Raw genomic sequence first — 17,862 nt, 5'->3', positions numbered from 1 at the left:
ATTTCCCGGTCGCTGTCAGAGCGCGCCTATCGCTCGGTGAGCTTCAGCTCGATGCGGCGGTTGCGGGCGTAGGCGGCGTCGTCATTGCCCTGGACCAGGGGCTGGAACTCGCCAAAGCCGGCAGCGACCAGATGGATCGGCTGGACGCCCTGGTCGACCAGGAAGCGCACCACCGCGATGGCGCGCGCGGCCGACAGTTCCCAATTGTTGCGATAGCGGCCGGAACCGGAAAGCGGACGCGCGTCGGTGTGGCCGTCGACGCGAAGGACCCAGGCGATCTCGGGCGGGATCTCGCCCTCCAGCACCTTGAGCGCATCGGCGAGCTTGGTCATCTCGACGCGGCCCTCTTCGTTGATCTCGTCCGATCCGGACGGGAACAGCACTTCCGACTGGAAGACGAAGCGGTCGCCGACGACGGTGATGTCCGGCCGGTTGCCGAGGATCTCGCGCAGGCGGCCAAAGAAGTCGGAGCGGTAGCGAGACAGTTCCTGCACGCGCTGGGCCAGCGCCACGTTCAGGCGGCGGCCGAGATCGGCGATTTTCGTCTGGCTCTCGGTATCGCGTTTTTCCGAAGCGCCGAGCGCCTCCTCGAGCGCGCCGATCTGGCGGCGCAGGGCGGCGATCTGCTGGTTGAGAATCTCGACCTGCGACAGAGCCTTCTGGCTGACGACCTTCTCGTTTTCGAGCGCCTTGGTGATGATGGCGATCTGGCCCTCGGCGGAGCCGGCAGCAGCGGTCGACGTATCCGCCGCTCCCTTCAGCCGGTCGCGCTCGGCTTCGGCCGAGGCGAGGCTCGCCTGCAGGCTCGCCAGTTGGTCGGCGGTATCCTGCTTGCCGGCCCGTTCCATGGCCAGCAGCTCGGTCAATTCGGCGATCTGGCTGTTGAGGCGGTTCAGCACGGTGTCCTTGCCGGTGATCTCGCGGGTCTGCAGGAATTGGAGCAGCGCGAAGATCGACAGCAGGAAGATGAAGACGAGCAGGAGGTTCGACAGCACGTCGACAAAGGCCGGCCAGACATCGCTCCTGGCCTCGCGACGGCGTCCCCGTGCGGCCACGCCTATTCTCCGGCCGGCTGCTTGAGGGCCTTGGCGATCACTTCCAGCAATTGCTGCATTTCGCGCTGCTGGTCAGCCTGTTGCTCGACCCAGCCGCGCACGACCTGCTGTTCGCTGCGCATATGCTGCACCAGCCCCTGGATGCCTTCGGCGAGATTGGCCATCGCCGCCGTGGCGCGCTGCGTCGAGCCGCTCGATCCGCCGCCGCCTTCGTGCACGGCCGCCGTCAACCGCTCGATGGCGACGCGCAGGTCCTCGCCGGAGGACGCCGCCCCTGCGTGGACGTCGAGCATGCTCGGATCGAGGTCGGTGACGGTGGAGAGCCAGTCTTCCAGCTCGGTATAGAACTTGTTCTGCGCCTGGCCGGCCTGCAGGTCGAGGAAGCCCAGGATCAGCGAGCCGGCGAGACCGAACAGCGAGGACGAGAAGGCCGTGCCCATGCCGGTCAGCGGCGCCTCGAGGCCGGATTTCAGATCCTCGAAGATGACGGCGCTGTCGCCGGTGCCGACATTGAGGCCGCGGATCGCATCGGCAACCGCGCCAACCGTCTGCAGCAGGCCCCAGAAGGTGCCGAGCAGGCCGAGGAAGATCAGCAGGCCGGTCAGGTAGCGCGAGGTGTCGCGGTCCTCGTCCAGGCGCATCAGGATCGAATCGAGCACGGAGCGCATGGTCTGGGTCGAGATCGACATGCGGCCGATGCGATCGCCAAGAATGGCGGCCATCGGCGCCAGCAGCACGGGCGCGCGGTCCATCTCGACGGAGCGATCGGCGTTGCGAAAGCCGTTTACCCAGCGGATCTCCGGGAAAATGCGAATCACCTGCCGGAACGCCAGCAGGATGCCGATGAACAGCACGCCGAGGATGACGCCGTTCAGTGCGGGATTGGCGAGGAACGAATTATAGGCCTGGCGATACAGGATCATGGCCACGAAAGCCGCGATCACCAGAAAGACGATCATCCGCCACAGATAGACCTGTGGGCTGGCAAGCTTGTAGGGGTCGAAGTCTCTTGCCATCGTTCTCCGCCGGATCACGCTCCGTCTCGATCCGCTCCGCACGTCCTGCCAGAAGCGATTGCGGCTGGCGACGTGGGTAGCCTCGACCGAGAGTGCCAAGTCCTGTTCCGGCATGCGGCGCGGCGGACCGCGTCGCACTCCGGTGATCAAGGTTTAACGTGATTTGACGGAGGATAGAAAGTCCTTAACGCGTCGCGGCGCGCGCGGAAGGCGCTTTCCCCTCCGTCATTTTCGCCTTGCCTTCAGTCGGCCTGGCGCTCCAGCTCCGCGGTCCACTCGCCGAGCGCGGCCAGGCCGTTCATGCGTGCGCGGTGCAGGAAGGCGTCCTGCCCGGCAGCGACGTTCTCCGGCTTGCCGCCCCAGGCCTTGAGGGCGGCGGCCTGCAGCGCGCGGCCATAGGAGAAGGTGATCTTCCAGGGGCGGTTCGGAAGCTGGTTGATCAGCGACAGATGCTCGGTCGCCAGCACATCGGATTGGCCGCCGGACAGGAAGGCGATGCCGGGAACGCTGGTCGGCACGGTCGCGTGGAACGCGGCGACGGTACGCTCGGCAACCTCGGACGGGGCAGCGTTCTGGCCGCTATCCTTGCCCGGCACGACCATGTTCGGCTTGAGGATCATGCCGGTCAGATCGACGCGAGCCTTTTCCAGTTCGTCGAACACAGCCTCGAGCGTTGCCTCGGTGACCTTCTGGCAGGTCTCGATGGTGTGGGTCGCGTTCGGATTGTCCATCAGGACTTCCGGCTCGACGATCGGAACGATGCCGTTTTCCTGGCAGAGCGCCGCATAGCGCGCCAGCGCATGCGCATTGGCGGAAAGCGCGCCCGGCGTCGGGAGGTTCGCGCCGATGGTGATCACGCCGCGCCATTTGGCGAAGCGGGCGCCGAGCTTGTAATATTCGACCAGCCGCTCGCGCAGGCCGTCCAGGCCCTCGGTGACGGTTTCGCCAGGATAGAAGGCGAGGGGCTTGGCGCCCATGTCGACCTTGATGCCCGGGATCGAGCCATTCGCCTCGATCAGGCTGACCAGCGAGCGGCCGTCGCGGGCGGACTGGCGGATCGTTTCATCGAACAGGATCACGCCCGAGATGTGCTCGCGCATCGCGGTGTCGGCGGAAAACAGCATCTCGCGGTAGTCGCGCCGGCTGTCCGCCGTCGAATCGAGAGCGATCCCGTCGAAGCGCTTCTTGATCGTGCTCGAGCTTTCGTCAGCCGCGAGGATGCCCTTTCCAGGTGCGACGAGACGACGGGCAATATCCTGAAGGCTGTCGGTCATGCGGAGCGATCTCTTTCCAAACGCGGACCTGGACCGTCCAGGCCGCACACAGGCTGCATAGCGCGTCGAGATAGATTTTGCACTGCGAAATAAAACGCTTCCGAGCCGTTAAGGCTCGGAAGTAATTTAATTTTATGGATCAAATTATCCGCAAGATTGCGACGTTGCTTTGTTGGTTCGCGCGATACTCAGGGCTTCTGGCGCAGCACTTCGACGCCGGGGAGCGGCTTGCCCTCCAGCCACTCCAGGAATGCGCCGCCAGCGGCCGACACATAGGTGAAGTCGTCGGCGACGCCCGCATGATTGAGGGCCGCGACCGTATCGCCGCCGCCGGCGACCGACAGCAGCTGGCCGGCCTTGGTGCGCTTGGCGGCATGGCGTGCCGCCTCGACCGTGCCGCGATCGAAGGGCTCCATCTCGAACGCGCCGAGCGGACCATTCCAGACCAGCGTCGCCGCTTCATCCATGGCGGCGTTGATGCGCGCCACCGACAGCGCGCCGACGTCGAGGATCATGCCGTCCTCGGGAATGGCGTCGACGCCATAGGTCTGGGTCGGCGTGTGGGCCTGGAAGTGATAGGCGACCGTCGCATCGACCGGCAGGATGATCGCGCAATTGGCTTCCTGCGCCTTGGCCATGATGCGGCGGGCGGTATCGGCGAGGTCCTTCTCGCAGAGAGACTTGCCGACCGAATATCCCTGGGCATGCAGGAAGGTGTTGGCCATGCCGCCGCCGATCACCAGCGCATCGACCTGGCCGACGAGATTCTCGAGCAGGTCGATCTTGGAGGAGACCTTGGCGCCGCCGACGAGCGCGATCACCGGGCGCTGCGGGCTGGTAAGCGCCTTTTCGAGCGCCTCGAGTTCGGCCTGCATGGCACGACCGGCATAGGCCGGCAGCTGATGCGCCAGACCCTCGGTCGAGGAATGGGCGCGATGGGCGGCCGAGAAGGCGTCGTTCACATAGAGATCGCCCAGTTCGGCGAGCGCCGAGGTGAAGATCGGATCGTTCTTCTCCTCGCCCTTGTGGAAGCGCGTGTTCTCCAGCAGCAGGACGTCGCCATCCGACATCCTGGCGATCGCCGAGGCGGCGTCGTTGCCGATGCAGTCATTGGCGAAGGCGACCGGACGGCCAAGCAGCGTCTCGAGCGCCGGCACGACGGGTGCGAGCGACATGTCGGCGACGCGCTCGCCCTTCGGGCGGCCGAAATGCGCCAGGAGAATCGCCTTGCCGCCCCGCTTCGAAACATCGCGAACGGTCGGTAGGATGGCGCGGATGCGCGTGTCGTCGCTGACCATGCCATCCTTCATCGGCACATTGAGGTCGACACGGATCAGGACGCGCTTGCCCTTGATGTCGGCGTTATCGAGGGTCCGGAAGGTCGACATGCGCGCTCTCTCCTTGTGGGCACGGAATGCCCTCAGATGTGAAAATGGCCCGGAGTGCGTCCGGGCCATTCTGTTCTAGTGATCTGCTTTCGCGGGATCAAATCGTCTTTCGGGCGAGCCGATCGGGATCAGATCGTCTTGGCGAAATAGGCCGTCATGTCGGCCATGCGGTTCGAGAAGCCCCACTCATTGTCGTACCAGGCCAGCACGCGGACGAAGTTGCCCTCGATGACCTTGGTCTGGTCGAGGTGGAACGTCGAGGAGTGCGGGTCGTGGTTGAAATCGTGCGAGACGTTCGGCTGGTCGGTGATCGCGAGCACGCCCTTGAGCGGGCCGGCAGCCGCAGCCTTCATCGCCGCGTTGATCTCGTCGACCGTCGTGTTGCGCTCGGCGACGATCTTGAGGTCGATCAGCGAGACGTTCGGCGTCGGGATGCGGATGGCGCTGCCGTCGAGCTTGCCCTTGAGCTCCGGGATCACCAGGCCGATCGCCTTGGCGGCGCCGGTCGAGGTCGGGATGGCCGAAAGGGCGGCGGCGCGGCCGCGGTAAAGGTCCTTGTGCATGGTGTCGAGCGTCGGCTGGTCGCCGGTGTAGGAATGCACCGTCGTCATGTAGCCGTGCTTGATGCCGACCGTTTCCTGCAGGACCTTGGCGACCGGCGCCAGGCAGTTGGTGGTGCAGGAGCCGTTGGAGATCACCAGGTGGTCCTTGGTGAGGCCCTCATGGTTGACGCCGAACACGGCGGTGTAGTCAGCGCCGTCGCAGGGAGCCGAGACGATGACGCGCTTGGCTCCGGCCGTCAGGTGGGCGGCGGCCTTGTCGCGGGTCGTGAAGATGCCGGTGCACTCAAGCGCGATGTCGATGTCGAGCTCCTTGTGCGGCAGCTCGGCCGGGTTGCGGATCGCGGTGACCTTGATCCGGCTCTTGCCGATGACCAGCGTGTCGCCGTCCACGATCACTTCATGCGGAAAGCGGCCATGGACCGAATCGAAGCGGAGCAGGTGGGCGTTGGTCTCGACCGGGCCGAGATCGTTGACCGTGACGACTTCGATGTCGGTCCGGCCCGACTCGACGATCGCACGAAGGATGTTCCGGCCAATTCGGCCGAAGCCATTGATAGCAACCCGCACCGCCATATTCGATCTCCTTGAAGCGCGTGACGCGCCTTCGTCCGTTTCGGCCGGGCGCGTGCCCGGCCGGGGTTCAGTTCATGGTTCAGGCTCGGCTTACTTCAGCCGTGCCAGCGCCGCCTCGGCGGCATGCTCGGCCGTGATGCCGAAATATTCGTAGAGCTTGTCGGCCGGCGCGCTGGCGCCGAATCCGTTCATGCCGATGAAAATGCCATCGACGCCGATGAAGCGGTCCCATCCCATGCGGATCGCCGCCTCGATGGCGACGCGAACCCTCGAATTGCCGAGGATCGACGCCTTGTAGGCGTCATCCTGCTCTTCGAACAGCTCGAAGCTCGGAACCGAGACGACGCGGGCCGTGTGGCCGGCTTCCTCGATCTTCGCCTTGGCGTTCATGGCGATCTCGACTTCCGAACCGGTCGCGAACAGCGTCACGTCGGCATGGTCGGGACCGGCGAGCAGGTAGGCGCCCTTGGCCGACTTGTTCTCCGAGACGTGCTCGGTGCGCAGCGTCGGCAGGTTCTGGCGCGACAGGGCCAGCACGGACGGATTGTGCGGGCTTTCGACGGCGATCTGCCAGACTTCCGCCGTCTCGACCGCGTCGGCCGGACGGAAGACGCGCAGATGCGGGATCGCCCGCAGCGCCGCGACATGTTCGACGGGCTGGTGGGTCGGGCCATCTTCGCCGAGACCGATCGAGTCATGCGTCATGACATAGATGACGCGCTCGCCCATCAGTGCCGAGAGGCGGATGGCCGGGCGGGCGTAGTCGGTGAAGACCAGGAACGTGCCGCCATAGGGGATGAAGCCGCCATGGAGCGCGATGCCGTTCATCGCCGCCGACATGCCGAACTCGCGGATGCCGTAGTGGATGTAGCGGCCGGCATAATCGTCCGGCGTCAGCGGGATCTGGATCTTCGCGCGGGTGAGGTTGGAGCCGGTCAGGTCGGCCGAGCCGCCGGCCAGTTCCGGCAGCACGGTCGCGAGCATGTCCAGCGCCATCTCGGACGACTTGCGGGTCGCGACCTTCGGCTTGGTCTCGGACAGGGTCTTCTTGTAGGCGTCGACGGCGGCGTCGAGGCCGGCCGGCAGTTCGCCCTTCATGCGGCGCTCGAATTCCGAACGCACGGCGGCGTCGGCCGCGGCGAAGCGGGCTTCCCAGGCGGCGCGCGGCGCTGCCAGTTCGGCTGCCGCCTTGTGCCAGTCGGCATAGACGTCTTCCGGGATCTCGAACGGCGCATAGGGCCAGCCGAGCGCCTCGCGGGCACCGGCGATTTCCTTGTCGCCCAGTGCCGAGCCATGCGAGGCATGGCTGTCGGCCTTGGTCGGCGCGCCATAGCCGATGATCGTCTTGCAGGCGATCAGGGTCGGGCGGTCGGAATTGCGGGCGCGCTCGATGGCGGCGGCGACTTCTTCCTGATCCAGGCCGTCGACGCGCTCGGCGTTCCAGCCGCTCGCCTTGAAGCGCGCAACCTGGTCGACCGAGGTGGAGAGGTCAGTATGGCCGTCAATGGTGATGCCGTTGTCGTCGAACAGCACGATCAGCTTGTTCAGCTTCAGATGGCCGGCAAGGTCGATCGCCTCGTGGCTGACGCCTTCCATCAGGCAACCGTCGCCCGCGATCACATAGGTGTAGTGGTCGACGAGGTCGTCGCCATATTCGGCGTTCAGCATGCGCTCGGCGAGCGCGAAGCCGACCGACATGGCCAGGCCCTGGCCGAGCGGGCCGGTGGTCGTCTCGACGCCCGGCGTCACGAAGTTCTCGGGGTGGCCCGGCGTCTTCGAGTGAAGCTGCCGGAAATTCTTCAGCTCGCTGATCGGCAGAGCCTCGGAGCCAAGCAGGTGCAGCACGGAATAGAGCAGCATCGAGCCATGGCCGGCCGACAGGATGAAGCGGTCCCGGTCGGGCCAATGCGGCTGGGCGACGTCGTATTTCAGGAAGCGCGTGAACAGCACCGTGGCGACATCGGCCATGCCCATCGGCATGCCGGGATGGCCGGACTTGGCCTTTTCGACCGAATCCATCGCGAGCGCACGGATGGCGTTTGCCATGCGCTTGTGGGTGTCAGGAGCTGTCATCTTTGCTTCCACGCTTGTGGGCCGGACCGCTGCTCACTGGTCGAGCAGCGAGCGGCCTCGTTGTTCTGTGGGGGTAGGTACCCGGCCGCCGGACCGTCACGGAAAGGCGCTGCGACAAATAACAGACCCCCTTGGTGAGTCAATCTCGTGACCGTCCTTCGCGACCGGCGCGCTTCGCGGAAATTCGCCGAAAATGCCTGTCGCCGCGTAGGCCATTGACGCCCCGTTTCGGGCCTGCCTAATGTCCGGAACGATTTCTGACCGGCTGCATCAGGGAGATTCCGCCACAATGCGAGGGGCGTCGCCCATTGACGGTGCGTTGCGGCGCTTGAGCGCGGCGCTGGACGGGCTGGAGGGAGCCGTCGATCGACGGCTGAACGCCGGCGCACGGCTCGGCGAGATCGAAAACGAAATGCAGCGCATCGGGCTCGACCGGTCGCGCCTGGCGCAGTCCGTCGACGCGGCCGAGGCCCGTTCCGAGCGCCTGGAAGAAGCCAACAAAGAAGTTTCCCGTCGTCTCGTCGCCGCCATGGAAACGATTCGCTCCGTGCTCGAACGGCACGACGGCTAACGGAAGAGACCATGCCGCAAGTCAACGTCACGATTAACGGCAAGACCTACCGCATGGCCTGCGACGATGGGCAGGAGGCCCATCTCGAAGGGCTGGCCGACCGTCTGAACGAGATCATCGGCCAGTTGCGCCAGAGTTTCGGCGAGATCGGCGACCAGCGCCTGACCGTCATGGCGGCCATTACCATGGGCGACGACCTTGCCGAGGCGCATCGGCGCATCCGCCGGTTGGAGGCGGAACTCGCCGCCATCAACGAAACCAAGACCGCGGTGATTTCCCGCTTCGAGGAATCGGAGGCGAGCATCGCGCGCGCCATCGAGCAGGCCGCCGGTCGGCTCGAGGGACTGGCGCAGAAGCTCGTCGCCGTCGACAAGCGCGACTGATCCTGCCTTTCGGCGCAGCCCTGCGACGCATCGCGACTGCAGGATCCTGCGAACATCGCGTCGAGATCTCTGGCTAACCGGCATGCGGTCGCCTATATCTGGTTTCGGCGAGACTGCGCGGTGCGACAGGAGCTCACAATTCCCCGGGGCCTTATCGATCCAAACGGGGGCTGTCCCTGACTGGAGCCGTGGTTCCGGTCATATGGCTCCCACCTACACTGTAGGTTCCCTGGGATCGATCACTCCATCGGCCCATCGTGGCTCGCCACCCTTTCTTCTTCGCTTCCAGCCCTGCCGTTTGCCGTGACGAACAAAAGCCAGCTTCGCGCCGCCGCCCTTGCCCGACGCGACGCCGTCGATCCAGCCGCGCGCATCGCGGCGGCCGACCGGGTTCTGCGCCGGGCCGAAGCGCTGTTCGACCGACCGGGCCATGTCGTTTCCGGCTATTGGCCGATCCGCAGCGAGGCCGATCCGCGCCCGCTTCTGGAGCGCGCGCGTCTTGCCGGCGCCTCGATCGCGCTACCCGTGCTGCTCGATGCCGAGACGCTGCGCTTCCGTCTCTGGGAGGCGGGCGCCGCGCTCGAGCCGGCCGGTTTCGGCACGGTCGGGCCATCGGCCGAGGCGCCCTTCGTCGTCCCCGACATCGTCATCCTGCCGCTCGCCGCCTTCGACCGTCGCGGCCATCGCATCGGCTATGGCAAGGGACATTATGATCGCGCCGTCGCCGGCCTGATGGCTTCCGGCGCGCAACCTTTGCTGGTTGGGCTTGCCTTCGCGGTGCAGGAAGTCGACAAAGTTCCCTTTGAGCCGCACGACATCCCCCTCGATTACATCCTGACCGAGGACGAACTGATCGCTGCGCCAAAGCCTGGCTGACCGATCGAAAGGGAACTGCGTGCGACTTCTATTTCTGGGCGACATTGTGGGACGCTCCGGCCGAAACGCCGTCATCGAAAGGCTGCCGGGCCTGATCGATCGCTACAAGCTCGATTTCGTCGTCATCAATGGTGAAAACGCGGCGGGCGGCTTCGGCATCACCGAGGAGATCGTGCGCGACGTGCTGGATGCGGGCGCCGATGTCATCACCACCGGCAACCACGCCTTCGACCAGCGCGAGGCGCTGGTGTTCTGCGAGCGCCAGCCGCAGTTCCTGCGACCGGTCAATTACCCCACGGGAACGCCCGGCCGGGGCGCCAACCTGTTCATCGCCCGCAACGGCGCGCGGGTGCTCGTCGTCAACGCGATGGGGCGCATCTACATGGACGCGCTGGACGACCCCTTCGCCGCCATCGACCGTGAGATCTCGGCCTGTCCGCTCGGCGAGCAGGCCGATGCGATCGTGATCGATTTCCACGCCGAGGCGACCAGCGAGAAGCAGGCGATCGGCCACCATCTCGATGGACGCGTCACCCTCGTGGTGGGCACCCACACCCATGTGCCGACCTCCGATTGCCGCATCCTGGCGGGCGGCACCGCCTACCAGTCGGATGCCGGCATGTGCGGCGACTATGATTCCGTGCTCGGCATGGACAAGGAAGAGCCGGTCCGCCGTTTCCTGACCAAGATCCCGTCCGGGCGGTTCCAGCCGTCGGGCGGGACCGCCACCTTGTGCGGTCTGGCCGTCGACGTCGACGACACGACGGGGCTCGCCCGCTCGGTCTCGCCGCTGGCGATTGGCGGCGTGCTCGAAGAGCGGTTGCCGACCTTCTGGGGTTGACGCCGATCGTCATTCCGTGATGGGAGAGGCAAACGCTTCCCCCATTTCAGATTTGCTCCGTCCGGGCGCGGTTCGCCTCGATACCGCCGGACGATGCTGCAGGAGTTTCCTTCATGGCCCGCTCGGCCCTTCTCAATGTCATGGTCAGCGCCGTCACCAAGGCCGGCCGTCCCCTCGCGCGCGACTTCGGCGAGATCGAGAACCTGCAGGTTTCGATGAAGGGTCCGGCCGATTTCGTCGTCGCCGCCGATCGCAAGGCCGGCCAGGCGCTGGTCGCCGAACTGACCAAGGCGCGGCCCGGCTACAGCTTCCTGACCAAGGATCGCGGCCTGCTGCCCGGCACCGACGAGTCGCATCGCTGGATCGTCGACCCGCTCGCCGGATCGACCAATTTCCTGCACGGCATTCCGGTGTTCGGCGTCGCCCTGGCGCTCGAGCGGGAAGGGCAGATCGTCGCGGCGGTGCTGTTCAACCCCGTCACCAACGACCTCTATGTCTCCGAGCGCGGCGCCGGCGCGTTCCTGAACGATCGCCGCCTGCGTGTCGCCGGCCGCACGGCGCTGGCCGACTGCGTGGTTGCGACCGGCATTCCGCATCTCGGCACGCCCGATCATCCGGGCGCCATCCGCAAGCTGCAGAGCGTCATGATCGAAGTGGCCGGCATGCGTTCCAGCGGTTCGCCGGTGTTCGAGCTGGCCTCGGTCGCCGCCGGCAGGATCGATGCCTACTGGCAGGAAGGGCTGCAGCCCTGGGACATCGCGGCCGGCGCGCTGTTCGTGCGCGAAGCCGGCGGCAAGAGCTCCGACCTGTGGGGCGGCGAGAAGATGGTCGAGACCCGCAGCATCTGCGCCGGCAACGAGAAGATCCAGGGCCGCCTGCTGACGGCGCTCACCACCGCCCGCGGCTGAGCGAGCCACAGACCCGCGCGCGACGGCTTGAATGGCGTCGTGCTTTCGCCATAAGGCTGTGGCGTTTTCGGATGCGTTGTTGAAGGCGATCATGGCCAAGAAGAAAAAAGCCCCTCCGCCAGAGCCGTTTGCGCGCCTCTGCCTCGTCACGCCGGCGGGCCTCGATCCCGAGGCCTTCGCGCCCGTGCTCGACGCCGCCCTGAAGGCGGGCGACGTCGCGACGCTGTTCATCGCGTCGGAGACGTCGAATGCCGGGGAACTGCAGCGCATCGCCGAGGCGCTGGTGCCGGTGGCGCAGGCCAATGGCGTCGCCGTGATCGTGCCGAACGACACGCGCCTGTTCGGCCGGTCCGGCGCGGACGGCCTGCATGTCGATACCAGCCTTGCCGATCTCAAGGACGCGATGGAGACGCTGAAGCCCGACCATATCGTCGGCGCCGGCGGCATCACCACCCGGCACGACGCCATGCTCGCCGCCGAGGCGGACTGCGACTACATCTTTTTCGGCCGCTTCGATGGCGACACCGCCGACGAGATCTTCGACAAGGCGTTCGACCTGGCCTCCTGGTGGTCGGCCGTGTTCGAGATCCCGGCCGTGGTCATGGGCGGCCGCACGCTGGCTTCGGTCGAGCCGGCCGTCGACGCCCGCATCGAGTTCGTCGCCCTGCGCTCCGCGATTTGGGACCATCCGGGGGGGCCGGTCGCTGCCGTGACCGAGGTCAACCGGCTGATCGCCGCCCGCCAGGCCGAAGCGACGCCATGACCGGGCGGGCCACGCCATGACGAAGCGGACCGCGGTTCTCGCTGTTCTGGTTGTGGCCATCGCGCTGCCGATGCAAGCCCAGGCCGCGTCCGGCAAGACGACGGCGACGACCACCGAACCGGCCAAGCCCGAGGGCACGGATAAATCCATCGGCGTCGCCCCGGTGATCGGCTCGTCCGGGACGCTTGGCGTGCCGCCGCCCGCGGCCGGCCTGCTCCCCAGCGCCGACGAACTGATCAAGTCCGGTCGGGCGCTGAACGATGACAGCGAGGGCGATCTCGCCTTCGGCGCATTCCAGCGCGGCCTCTACCTCACCGCCTTCAAGATCGCCATGAGCCGCGCGCAACGGGGCGACGGCGTTTCGGCGACGCTGGTCGGCCGGCTCTATGCCGAGGGGCTCGGCGTCAAGCAGAGCGACAAGGCGGCGGCCGCCTGGTACCAGCAGGGCGCGCTCGGCGGCGACCCCAATGCGCAGCTCGCGCTTGGCCTGCTCTATCTCGACGGGCGCGGGCTGAAGAAGGACCGCGCCAAGGCGGCCGACGCCTTCGAGCAGGCGGCCGAGTGGAACGAGCCCCAGGCGCTCTACAATCTCGGGCTGCTCTATCTGGAAGGGAATGTCCGTCCGCGTGACGCGGAGAAGGCGGCTGCGCTGTTCAGCAAGTCGGCAGGGCTCGGCAATATCGACGCCCAGTTCGCGCTGGCGCAGCTCTATTCCGAGGGCGAGGGCGTGCTGCTCGACGACGGCATCGCGACGATGTGGATGGCGAAGGCGGCGAAGGCCGGCCATGCCGACGCGGCGGTCGAATACGGCATCCGCCTGTTCAACGGAATCGGCACCCCGAAGGACATCATCGCCGCGGCGGGCTGGTTCCAGCGTGCGGCCGAGGCGGGCAATGCCGTCGGCCAGAATCGTTATGCCCGGATTCTTGCCAGCGGCATGGGGGCCGACCCCGATCCCGTGGCTGCCGCCAAATGGCATTTGATCGCCGAGAAGCGTGGCGCCAAGGATGAATGGCTCGACGATTTCGTCGAGAGACTGCCCGAAAGCGAGCGCAAGGCGGCCGAGATCGCAGCGGAACGCTGGCCCGCCGGCCACTGAGCCGACTTTATTTCGGGGCTTCTTGCCCCTATAAGCGGGGCGACCGCGCGGCCCGCGCCGCCCATTTGCTTCAATAGGACGCCCCAGATGGCCGGACATTCCCAATTTAAGAACATCATGCACCGCAAGGGTGCCGCCGACGCTAAGCGCTCGCAGGCCTTCGCCAAGCTGGCGCGTGAAATCACCGTTGCCGCCAAGCTCGGCCTGCCAGATCCGAAGATGAACTCGCGCCTGCGCCTGGCGATCCAGAACGCCCGCGCGGAAAACATGCCCAAGGACGTCGTCGACCGCGCCATCAAGAAGGCGGCCGGCGCCGACAGCGAGAACTATGACGAGATGCGCTACGAGGGCTACGGTCCCGGCGGCATCGCCGTCGTGGTCGAGGCGCTGACCGACAACAAGAACCGCACGGCCAGCGCGGTGCGCTCCTATTTCACCCGCTCCGGCGGCGCGCTGGGCGAAACCGGCGCCGTTTCCTTCATGTTCGATCACGTCGGCCAGATCGTCTACAAGCCCGAGGCCGGTTCGGCCGACAAGGTGCTGGATGCCGCGATCGAGGCGGGCGCCGACGACGTGGTGAGCACCGAGGAAGGCCACGAGATCATCACCGCCTTCGAGAGCCTGAGCGACGTCTCCAAGGCGCTTGAGGAAACGCTGGGCGAGGCTGAATCCGTCAAGGCGATCTGGAAGCCGCAGAACCTCGTCCCCGTCGACGAGGAGAAGGCGGTCAGCGTCATGAAGCTGATCGACGCGCTCGACGATGATGACGACGTCCAGAACGTCTACACCAACTTCGAAGTCTCCGACGAGGTCATGCAGAAGCTGACCGCCGCCTGAGTCTTCCTGGCCACTGCCGGCCCGACGCGTTCGGGCCGGCTTCCGCCTTTGCCGCATCCGCTCGACAGCGTGGTGGCGCGCCCTAGTTGCTCCGTCGCGATGGCCATGTCCGGCCGTCTTCGGCTTCGGAGCGAACCATGCGCCTTCTTCCCCTTGTTGCCGCCGGCTTTCTTCTGATCCTCGGCTCCGCCGCTGCGCTGGCGCAGCAGCCGGCCATGCCCGACCGCATCGGCGGCACGGTGGAGCGTTTCGCCGGCGACCGGCTGACGATGAAGACCGCCGACGGCGAGGTGGCGACGGTCCAGATCCCGCCCACGGTCAAGGTCACGGCGCTGGAGAATCGCAGGCTTAGCGACATCAAGGCGGGCGACTATGTCGGCTCCGCCGCCGTGCAGGGCGCGGACGGCAAGCTGCATGCGCAGGAAGTGCACATCTTTGCCGAAAGCATGCGCGGCGCCGGGGAGGGACACCGGCCGATGTCGGGGCCCAGCCGGTCGATGACCAACGCGACCGTCACCACGGTGATCGCCGATCCTCAGGGCCAGACCCTGCGCCTCACCTACAAGGGCGGCGAGCAGGATATCGAGGTAGGCCCCGAGGCGCGGATCGTCGCGATCGTTCCCGGCGACCGGGCGCTGCTGAAGCCCGGCGCCGCCGTCTCGGTCTTCGTCACCAAGGACGCCGATGGCAGCCTGTCGGCCCGCGCCGTGCAGGCCGAAAAGGACGGCGTCAAGCCGCTTTGACCGCGCCGGCCGGGGCCGCGGCGGTCCCGGACTTTCCTCGATGTTCCCCGAATGTTCTTCCCAATTGCGCCGGGGTCGGCTAGGCCTTTGGCATGACACACACGATTCGCATCATCGGCATCGACCCCGGGCTTCGCCGCACCGGCTGGGGAATCGTCGAGAGTCGGGGCAATGCGCTTTCCTTCATCGCGTCCGGCACCGTCAAGGCGCAGCTGGATGGCGAACTGGCGCACCGGCTGGTCACGCTGCATACCGGATTGACGGAAGTCATGCGCCAGTATCAGCCCGACGAGGCGGCCGTGGAGCAGACCTTCGTCAACAAGGACGCGGGCGCGACGCTCAAGCTCGGCCATGCGCGCGGCATCGCGCTGCTGGTGCCGGCGCTGGCCGGCCTCTCGGTGGCCGAATATTCGCCGAACTCGGTCAAGAAGACGATCGTCGGCGCCGGCCATGCCGGCAAGGAGCAGATCCGCATGATGGTGAAGGTGCTGCTGCCGAAGGCCGAGTTCGACACCGACGACGCCGCCGACGCCCTCGGCATCGCGATATGCCATGTTCATCACCGCGTCTCGCTCGCCCGCATGATGCGGGCGGTGGGCTAACTTCGTCTCGACGCATCACTGGATCCGGCAGGGCCGCCACCTTCCGGGTTCCCGCTTTCGGAGGCTGGTGGAAGCATGATCGGCAAGCTCAAGGGGATCGTCGACTCGTTCGGCGACGACTGGGTCATCCTGGATGTCGGCGGCGTCGGCTATCAGGTGCATTGCTCGACCCGGACGCTGCAGGCGCTGCCGGCCCCCGGCGAGGCGGCCCAGCTCGCCATCGAGACCTATGTACGCGAGGACATGATCAAGCTGTTCGGCTTCGGCGCCGATGTCGAGCGCGAGTGGTTCCGGCTGCTGATGACCGTGCAGGGCGTCGGCTCCAAGGTGGCGCTCGCCATTCTGGGCATCCTGAAGCCAGCCGATCTTGCCACCGCCATCGCCCTGCAGGACAAGGCGCAGGTGTCGCGCGCGCCGGGCGTCGGGCCCAAGGTCGCGGCCCGCATCGTCGCGGAATTGCGCGACAAGGCGCCAGCCTTCTCGACCGCCGATCCAACCTTCGTGGCGCTGCAGAACGAACTGCATGACAAGCGTGCGCCGCAGCCGGTCGCGGACGCCGTTTCGGCGCTGACCAATCTCGGCTATGCGCAGTTGCAGGCGAGTGCGGCGGTCGCGGCGGCGGCGCGTTCCGCCGGCGAGGACGCCACCACCGAGACGCTGATCCGCCTCGGCCTGAAGGAACTGGCGCGATGACCGGTGCCGCGACCGGCAGGGGGCTGCCGTGACCGAGGTCCGCGCCGCGCTGGCCAGCCGCTGGCCGACGATCGTGATCTTCGTGCTGTTCGGCCCTTTGCTGGTCATGCTGGTCGACATGGCGCTGGAACAGCTGAGCCTGGAGGACGGGCTCAGCCTTGCCCGGCTGCGCAGCTGGATCGTCCAGGACGTGTTCTTCGTGCCGCGTTTTCTTTTCATTCTGGGCGCCGTCCCGGCCGGCCTTCTCGGCGCGCTGGTCGCCTGGCGGGATTCGCGCGGCCGGACCTCCGGCCGCCTGATCGCCATGCTGTCGGCGGGGCTGGGGCTCGCCACGGCGATCTTCTTCGCCCGCAACCTGTTCGTCTTCACCCCGCCGCCTTTCGGCGCTCAACTGGCAATCGGGGCACGCGCTTTCGTCAGCGTGGTCCTGGCCGGCCTCGTCTGTTACGGACTGAGCCGACCATTCGCGCGGCCAATGTTGTCGCAGGAGGAACGATGAGCGACAGCCGCCTGGTAGCCCCCGAATTCCAGAGTGAAGACTTCGACCGGACGCTGCGGCCGCAGGTCCTGGCCGATTTCGTCGGCCAGCAGCAGGCGCGCGCCAACCTTTCGGTGTTCATCGAGGCGGCCCGCTCCCGCAAGGAAGCACTCGACCATGTGCTGTTCGTCGGGCCTCCTGGGCTCGGCAAGACGACGCTGGCGCAGATCGTCTCGCGCGAGCTCGGGGTGAATTTCCGCGCCACCTCCGGGCCGGTCATCGCCAAGGCCGGCGATCTCGCGGCGCTGCTGACCAATCTCGAAGAGCGTGACGTGCTGTTCATCGACGAGATCCATCGCCTGAGCCCGGCGGTGGAGGAGATTCTCTATCCGGCGATGGAGGATTTCCAGCTCGACCTGATCATCGGCGAGGGGCCGGCGGCGCGGTCGGTGAAGATCGACCTGGCGAAATTCACGCTGGTCGCTGCGACAACTCGTCTCGGCCTGCTGACCACGCCGCTGCGCGACCGCTTCGGCATCCCCGTCCGACTGCAGTTCTACACCGTGCCGGAACTGGAACACATCGTGTCGCGCGGCGCGAAGATGATGGGCATCGGCATGACGGCGGATGGCGCGACCGAGATCGCGCGCCGCTCGCGCGGCACGCCACGCGTCGCCGGCCGGCTGCTGCGCCGCGTGCGCGATTTCGCGCTGGTCGAGGGCCCGGGCACGATCACGCGCGAGGTGGCGGATGGCGCGCTGCTGCGGCTCGAGGTCGACAGCATGGGGTTCGATTCGCTCGATCGGCGCTACATGTCGACCATCGCCGTGTCGTTTGGCGGCGGGCCGGTCGGCATCGAGACGATCGCGGCCGCCCTGTCCGAACCGCGCGACGCGATCGAGGAGATCGTCGAGCCCTATTTGATCCAGCAGGGCTTCGTGCAGCGCACGCCGCGCGGCCGGATGCTGACACCGCACGCGTTCCGCCATCTCGGCCTCGCCGTTCCGAACAGCGCCATCATCGAGGCGCCGATGCTCGATCTCGACGGCTAGATCGCATAAGTCACGCTGGGAACGCGCGAAAACGCACTCCGGCGCGTCGGGGCCGCATGAGAAGGAGCCAGCAT

At 66.7% G+C, this 17,862-nt stretch carries 19 protein-coding genes and 1 other RNA gene; 14 read left to right on the top strand and 6 right to left on the bottom strand.

The window, feature by feature from the left end; genetic code table 11:
• Window positions 1-26: 26 nt before the first annotated feature.
• The 6 genes from OSH10_RS03750 to tkt form a co-directional block, all read right to left on the bottom strand.
• Window positions 27-1,055 (bottom strand): peptidoglycan -binding protein, encoded by a 1,029-nt coding sequence (locus OSH10_RS03750; protein ID WP_266330204.1) that lies wholly within the window; start codon window positions 1,053-1,055, stop codon window positions 27-29.
• 2 nt (window positions 1,056-1,057) lie between these two features.
• Window positions 1,058-2,071 carry a flagellar motor protein MotA gene (locus tag OSH10_RS03745; protein ID WP_266330203.1) on the bottom strand — a complete coding sequence of 338 codons (1,014 nt, stop codon included), beginning with the start codon at window positions 2,069-2,071 and terminating at the stop codon, window positions 1,058-1,060.
• A 242-nt stretch (window positions 2,072-2,313) separates the two neighbouring features.
• Entirely contained in the window at window positions 2,314-3,345 is a 1,032-nt protein-coding gene (locus OSH10_RS03740) for a class I fructose-bisphosphate aldolase (RefSeq protein ID WP_266330202.1), read from the bottom strand.
• A gap of 188 nt (window positions 3,346-3,533) precedes the next feature.
• Window positions 3,534-4,733 carry a phosphoglycerate kinase gene (locus OSH10_RS03735; RefSeq protein WP_266330201.1) on the bottom strand — a complete coding sequence of 400 codons (1,200 nt, stop codon included), beginning with the start codon at window positions 4,731-4,733 and terminating at the stop codon, window positions 3,534-3,536.
• A 128-nt stretch (window positions 4,734-4,861) separates the two neighbouring features.
• Entirely contained in the window at window positions 4,862-5,869 is a 1,008-nt protein-coding gene (gene gap, locus OSH10_RS03730) for a type I glyceraldehyde-3-phosphate dehydrogenase (protein WP_266330200.1), read from the bottom strand.
• A 90-nt stretch (window positions 5,870-5,959) separates the two neighbouring features.
• Window positions 5,960-7,942 carry a transketolase gene (gene tkt / locus OSH10_RS03725; protein WP_266330199.1) on the bottom strand — a complete coding sequence of 661 codons (1,983 nt, stop codon included), beginning with the start codon at window positions 7,940-7,942 and terminating at the stop codon, window positions 5,960-5,962.
• 241 nt (window positions 7,943-8,183) lie between these two features.
• Between tkt and OSH10_RS03720 the strand changes: the two genes are divergently transcribed.
• The 14 genes from OSH10_RS03720 (at window position 8,184) to ruvB (ending at window position 17,788) form a co-directional block, all read left to right on the top strand.
• Window positions 8,184-8,513 (top strand): DUF4164 domain-containing protein, encoded by a 330-nt coding sequence (locus tag OSH10_RS03720; protein WP_323181544.1) that lies wholly within the window; start codon window positions 8,184-8,186, stop codon window positions 8,511-8,513.
• 11 nt (window positions 8,514-8,524) lie between these two features.
• Window positions 8,525-8,896, top strand: a complete 372-nt coding sequence (locus OSH10_RS03715) for a cell division protein ZapA (protein ID WP_266330198.1) — start codon at window positions 8,525-8,527, stop codon at window positions 8,894-8,896.
• A 107-nt stretch (window positions 8,897-9,003) separates the two neighbouring features.
• A non-coding RNA gene (ssrS, locus tag OSH10_RS03710) (6S RNA) lies at window positions 9,004-9,163 on the top strand.
• 36 nt (window positions 9,164-9,199) lie between these two features.
• Window positions 9,200-9,772, top strand: a complete 573-nt coding sequence (locus OSH10_RS03705; protein ID WP_266330197.1) for a 5-formyltetrahydrofolate cyclo-ligase — start codon at window positions 9,200-9,202, stop codon at window positions 9,770-9,772.
• Window positions 9,773-9,791: 19 nt separating this feature from the next.
• Entirely contained in the window at window positions 9,792-10,613 is an 822-nt protein-coding gene (locus tag OSH10_RS03700) for a TIGR00282 family metallophosphoesterase (protein WP_266330196.1), read from the top strand.
• A gap of 113 nt (window positions 10,614-10,726) precedes the next feature.
• Entirely contained in the window at window positions 10,727-11,521 is a 795-nt protein-coding gene (locus OSH10_RS03695) for an inositol monophosphatase family protein (RefSeq protein WP_266330195.1), read from the top strand.
• A gap of 91 nt (window positions 11,522-11,612) precedes the next feature.
• Entirely contained in the window at window positions 11,613-12,284 is a 672-nt protein-coding gene (locus tag OSH10_RS03690; RefSeq protein ID WP_266330194.1) for a thiamine phosphate synthase, read from the top strand.
• Window positions 12,285-12,300: 16 nt separating this feature from the next.
• The gene (locus OSH10_RS03685; RefSeq protein ID WP_266330193.1) at window positions 12,301-13,383 is read left to right on the top strand and encodes a tetratricopeptide repeat protein; all 1,083 of its coding nucleotides are present in this window, start codon (window positions 12,301-12,303) and stop codon (window positions 13,381-13,383) included.
• An 87-nt stretch (window positions 13,384-13,470) separates the two neighbouring features.
• Window positions 13,471-14,220 carry a YebC/PmpR family DNA-binding transcriptional regulator gene (locus tag OSH10_RS03680; RefSeq protein WP_266330192.1) on the top strand — a complete coding sequence of 250 codons (750 nt, stop codon included), beginning with the start codon at window positions 13,471-13,473 and terminating at the stop codon, window positions 14,218-14,220.
• A gap of 137 nt (window positions 14,221-14,357) precedes the next feature.
• Window positions 14,358-14,963 (top strand): hypothetical protein, encoded by a 606-nt coding sequence (locus tag OSH10_RS03675; protein WP_266330191.1) that lies wholly within the window; start codon window positions 14,358-14,360, stop codon window positions 14,961-14,963.
• 92 nt (window positions 14,964-15,055) lie between these two features.
• Entirely contained in the window at window positions 15,056-15,565 is a 510-nt protein-coding gene (gene ruvC / locus OSH10_RS03670) for a crossover junction endodeoxyribonuclease RuvC (protein ID WP_266330190.1), read from the top strand.
• Between the two features lie 75 nt (window positions 15,566-15,640).
• Window positions 15,641-16,258: a Holliday junction branch migration protein RuvA gene (gene ruvA, locus OSH10_RS03665; RefSeq protein ID WP_266330189.1), complete on the top strand. Its 618-nt coding sequence runs from the start codon at window positions 15,641-15,643 to the stop codon at window positions 16,256-16,258.
• Window positions 16,259-16,286: 28 nt separating this feature from the next.
• Entirely contained in the window at window positions 16,287-16,757 is a 471-nt protein-coding gene (locus OSH10_RS03660) for a hypothetical protein (RefSeq protein ID WP_266330188.1), read from the top strand.
• Window positions 16,754-17,788: a Holliday junction branch migration DNA helicase RuvB gene (gene ruvB / locus OSH10_RS03655; protein WP_266330187.1), complete on the top strand. Its 1,035-nt coding sequence runs from the start codon at window positions 16,754-16,756 to the stop codon at window positions 17,786-17,788. Before OSH10_RS03660 ends, ruvB begins: the two co-directional genes overlap by 4 nt.
• The last annotated feature ends 74 nt before the right edge of the window (window positions 17,789-17,862 follow it).

It is taken from the genome of Kaistia defluvii (genome assembly GCF_026343955.1).
Taxonomy (GTDB): Bacteria; Pseudomonadota; Alphaproteobacteria; order Rhizobiales; family Kaistiaceae; genus Kaistia; species Kaistia defluvii.
The sequence above is the reverse complement of the archived record's forward strand: the minus strand, read 5'-3'. Positions and strand labels throughout refer to the sequence as shown.

Bases quoted from the DNA above. Each gene is read 5' to 3' on its own strand.
- OSH10_RS03745 (WP_266330203.1), bottom strand. From the start codon at position 2,071: ATGGCAAGAGACTTCGACCCCTACAAGCTTGCCAGCCCACAGGTCTAT.
- OSH10_RS03740 (WP_266330202.1), bottom strand. From the start codon at position 3,345: ATGACCGACAGCCTTCAGGATATTGCCCGTCGTCTCGTCGCACCTGGA.
- OSH10_RS03735 (WP_266330201.1), bottom strand. From the start codon at position 4,733: ATGTCGACCTTCCGGACCCTCGATAACGCCGACATCAAGGGCAAGCGC.
- gap (WP_266330200.1), bottom strand. From the start codon at position 5,869: ATGGCGGTGCGGGTTGCTATCAATGGCTTCGGCCGAATTGGCCGGAAC.
- tkt (WP_266330199.1), bottom strand. From the start codon at position 7,942: ATGACAGCTCCTGACACCCACAAGCGCATGGCAAACGCCATCCGTGCG.
- OSH10_RS03720 (WP_323181544.1), top strand. From the start codon at position 8,184: ATGTCCGGAACGATTTCTGACCGGCTGCATCAGGGAGATTCCGCCACA.
- OSH10_RS03715 (WP_266330198.1), top strand. From the start codon at position 8,525: ATGCCGCAAGTCAACGTCACGATTAACGGCAAGACCTACCGCATGGCC.
- OSH10_RS03695 (WP_266330195.1), top strand. From the start codon at position 10,727: ATGGCCCGCTCGGCCCTTCTCAATGTCATGGTCAGCGCCGTCACCAAG.
- OSH10_RS03690 (WP_266330194.1), top strand. From the start codon at position 11,613: ATGGCCAAGAAGAAAAAAGCCCCTCCGCCAGAGCCGTTTGCGCGCCTC.
- OSH10_RS03685 (WP_266330193.1), top strand. From the start codon at position 12,301: ATGACGAAGCGGACCGCGGTTCTCGCTGTTCTGGTTGTGGCCATCGCG.
- OSH10_RS03680 (WP_266330192.1), top strand. From the start codon at position 13,471: ATGGCCGGACATTCCCAATTTAAGAACATCATGCACCGCAAGGGTGCC.
- OSH10_RS03675 (WP_266330191.1), top strand. From the start codon at position 14,358: ATGCGCCTTCTTCCCCTTGTTGCCGCCGGCTTTCTTCTGATCCTCGGC.
- ruvC (WP_266330190.1), top strand. From the start codon at position 15,056: ATGACACACACGATTCGCATCATCGGCATCGACCCCGGGCTTCGCCGC.
- ruvA (WP_266330189.1), top strand. From the start codon at position 15,641: ATGATCGGCAAGCTCAAGGGGATCGTCGACTCGTTCGGCGACGACTGG.
- ruvB (WP_266330187.1), top strand. From the start codon at position 16,754: ATGAGCGACAGCCGCCTGGTAGCCCCCGAATTCCAGAGTGAAGACTTC.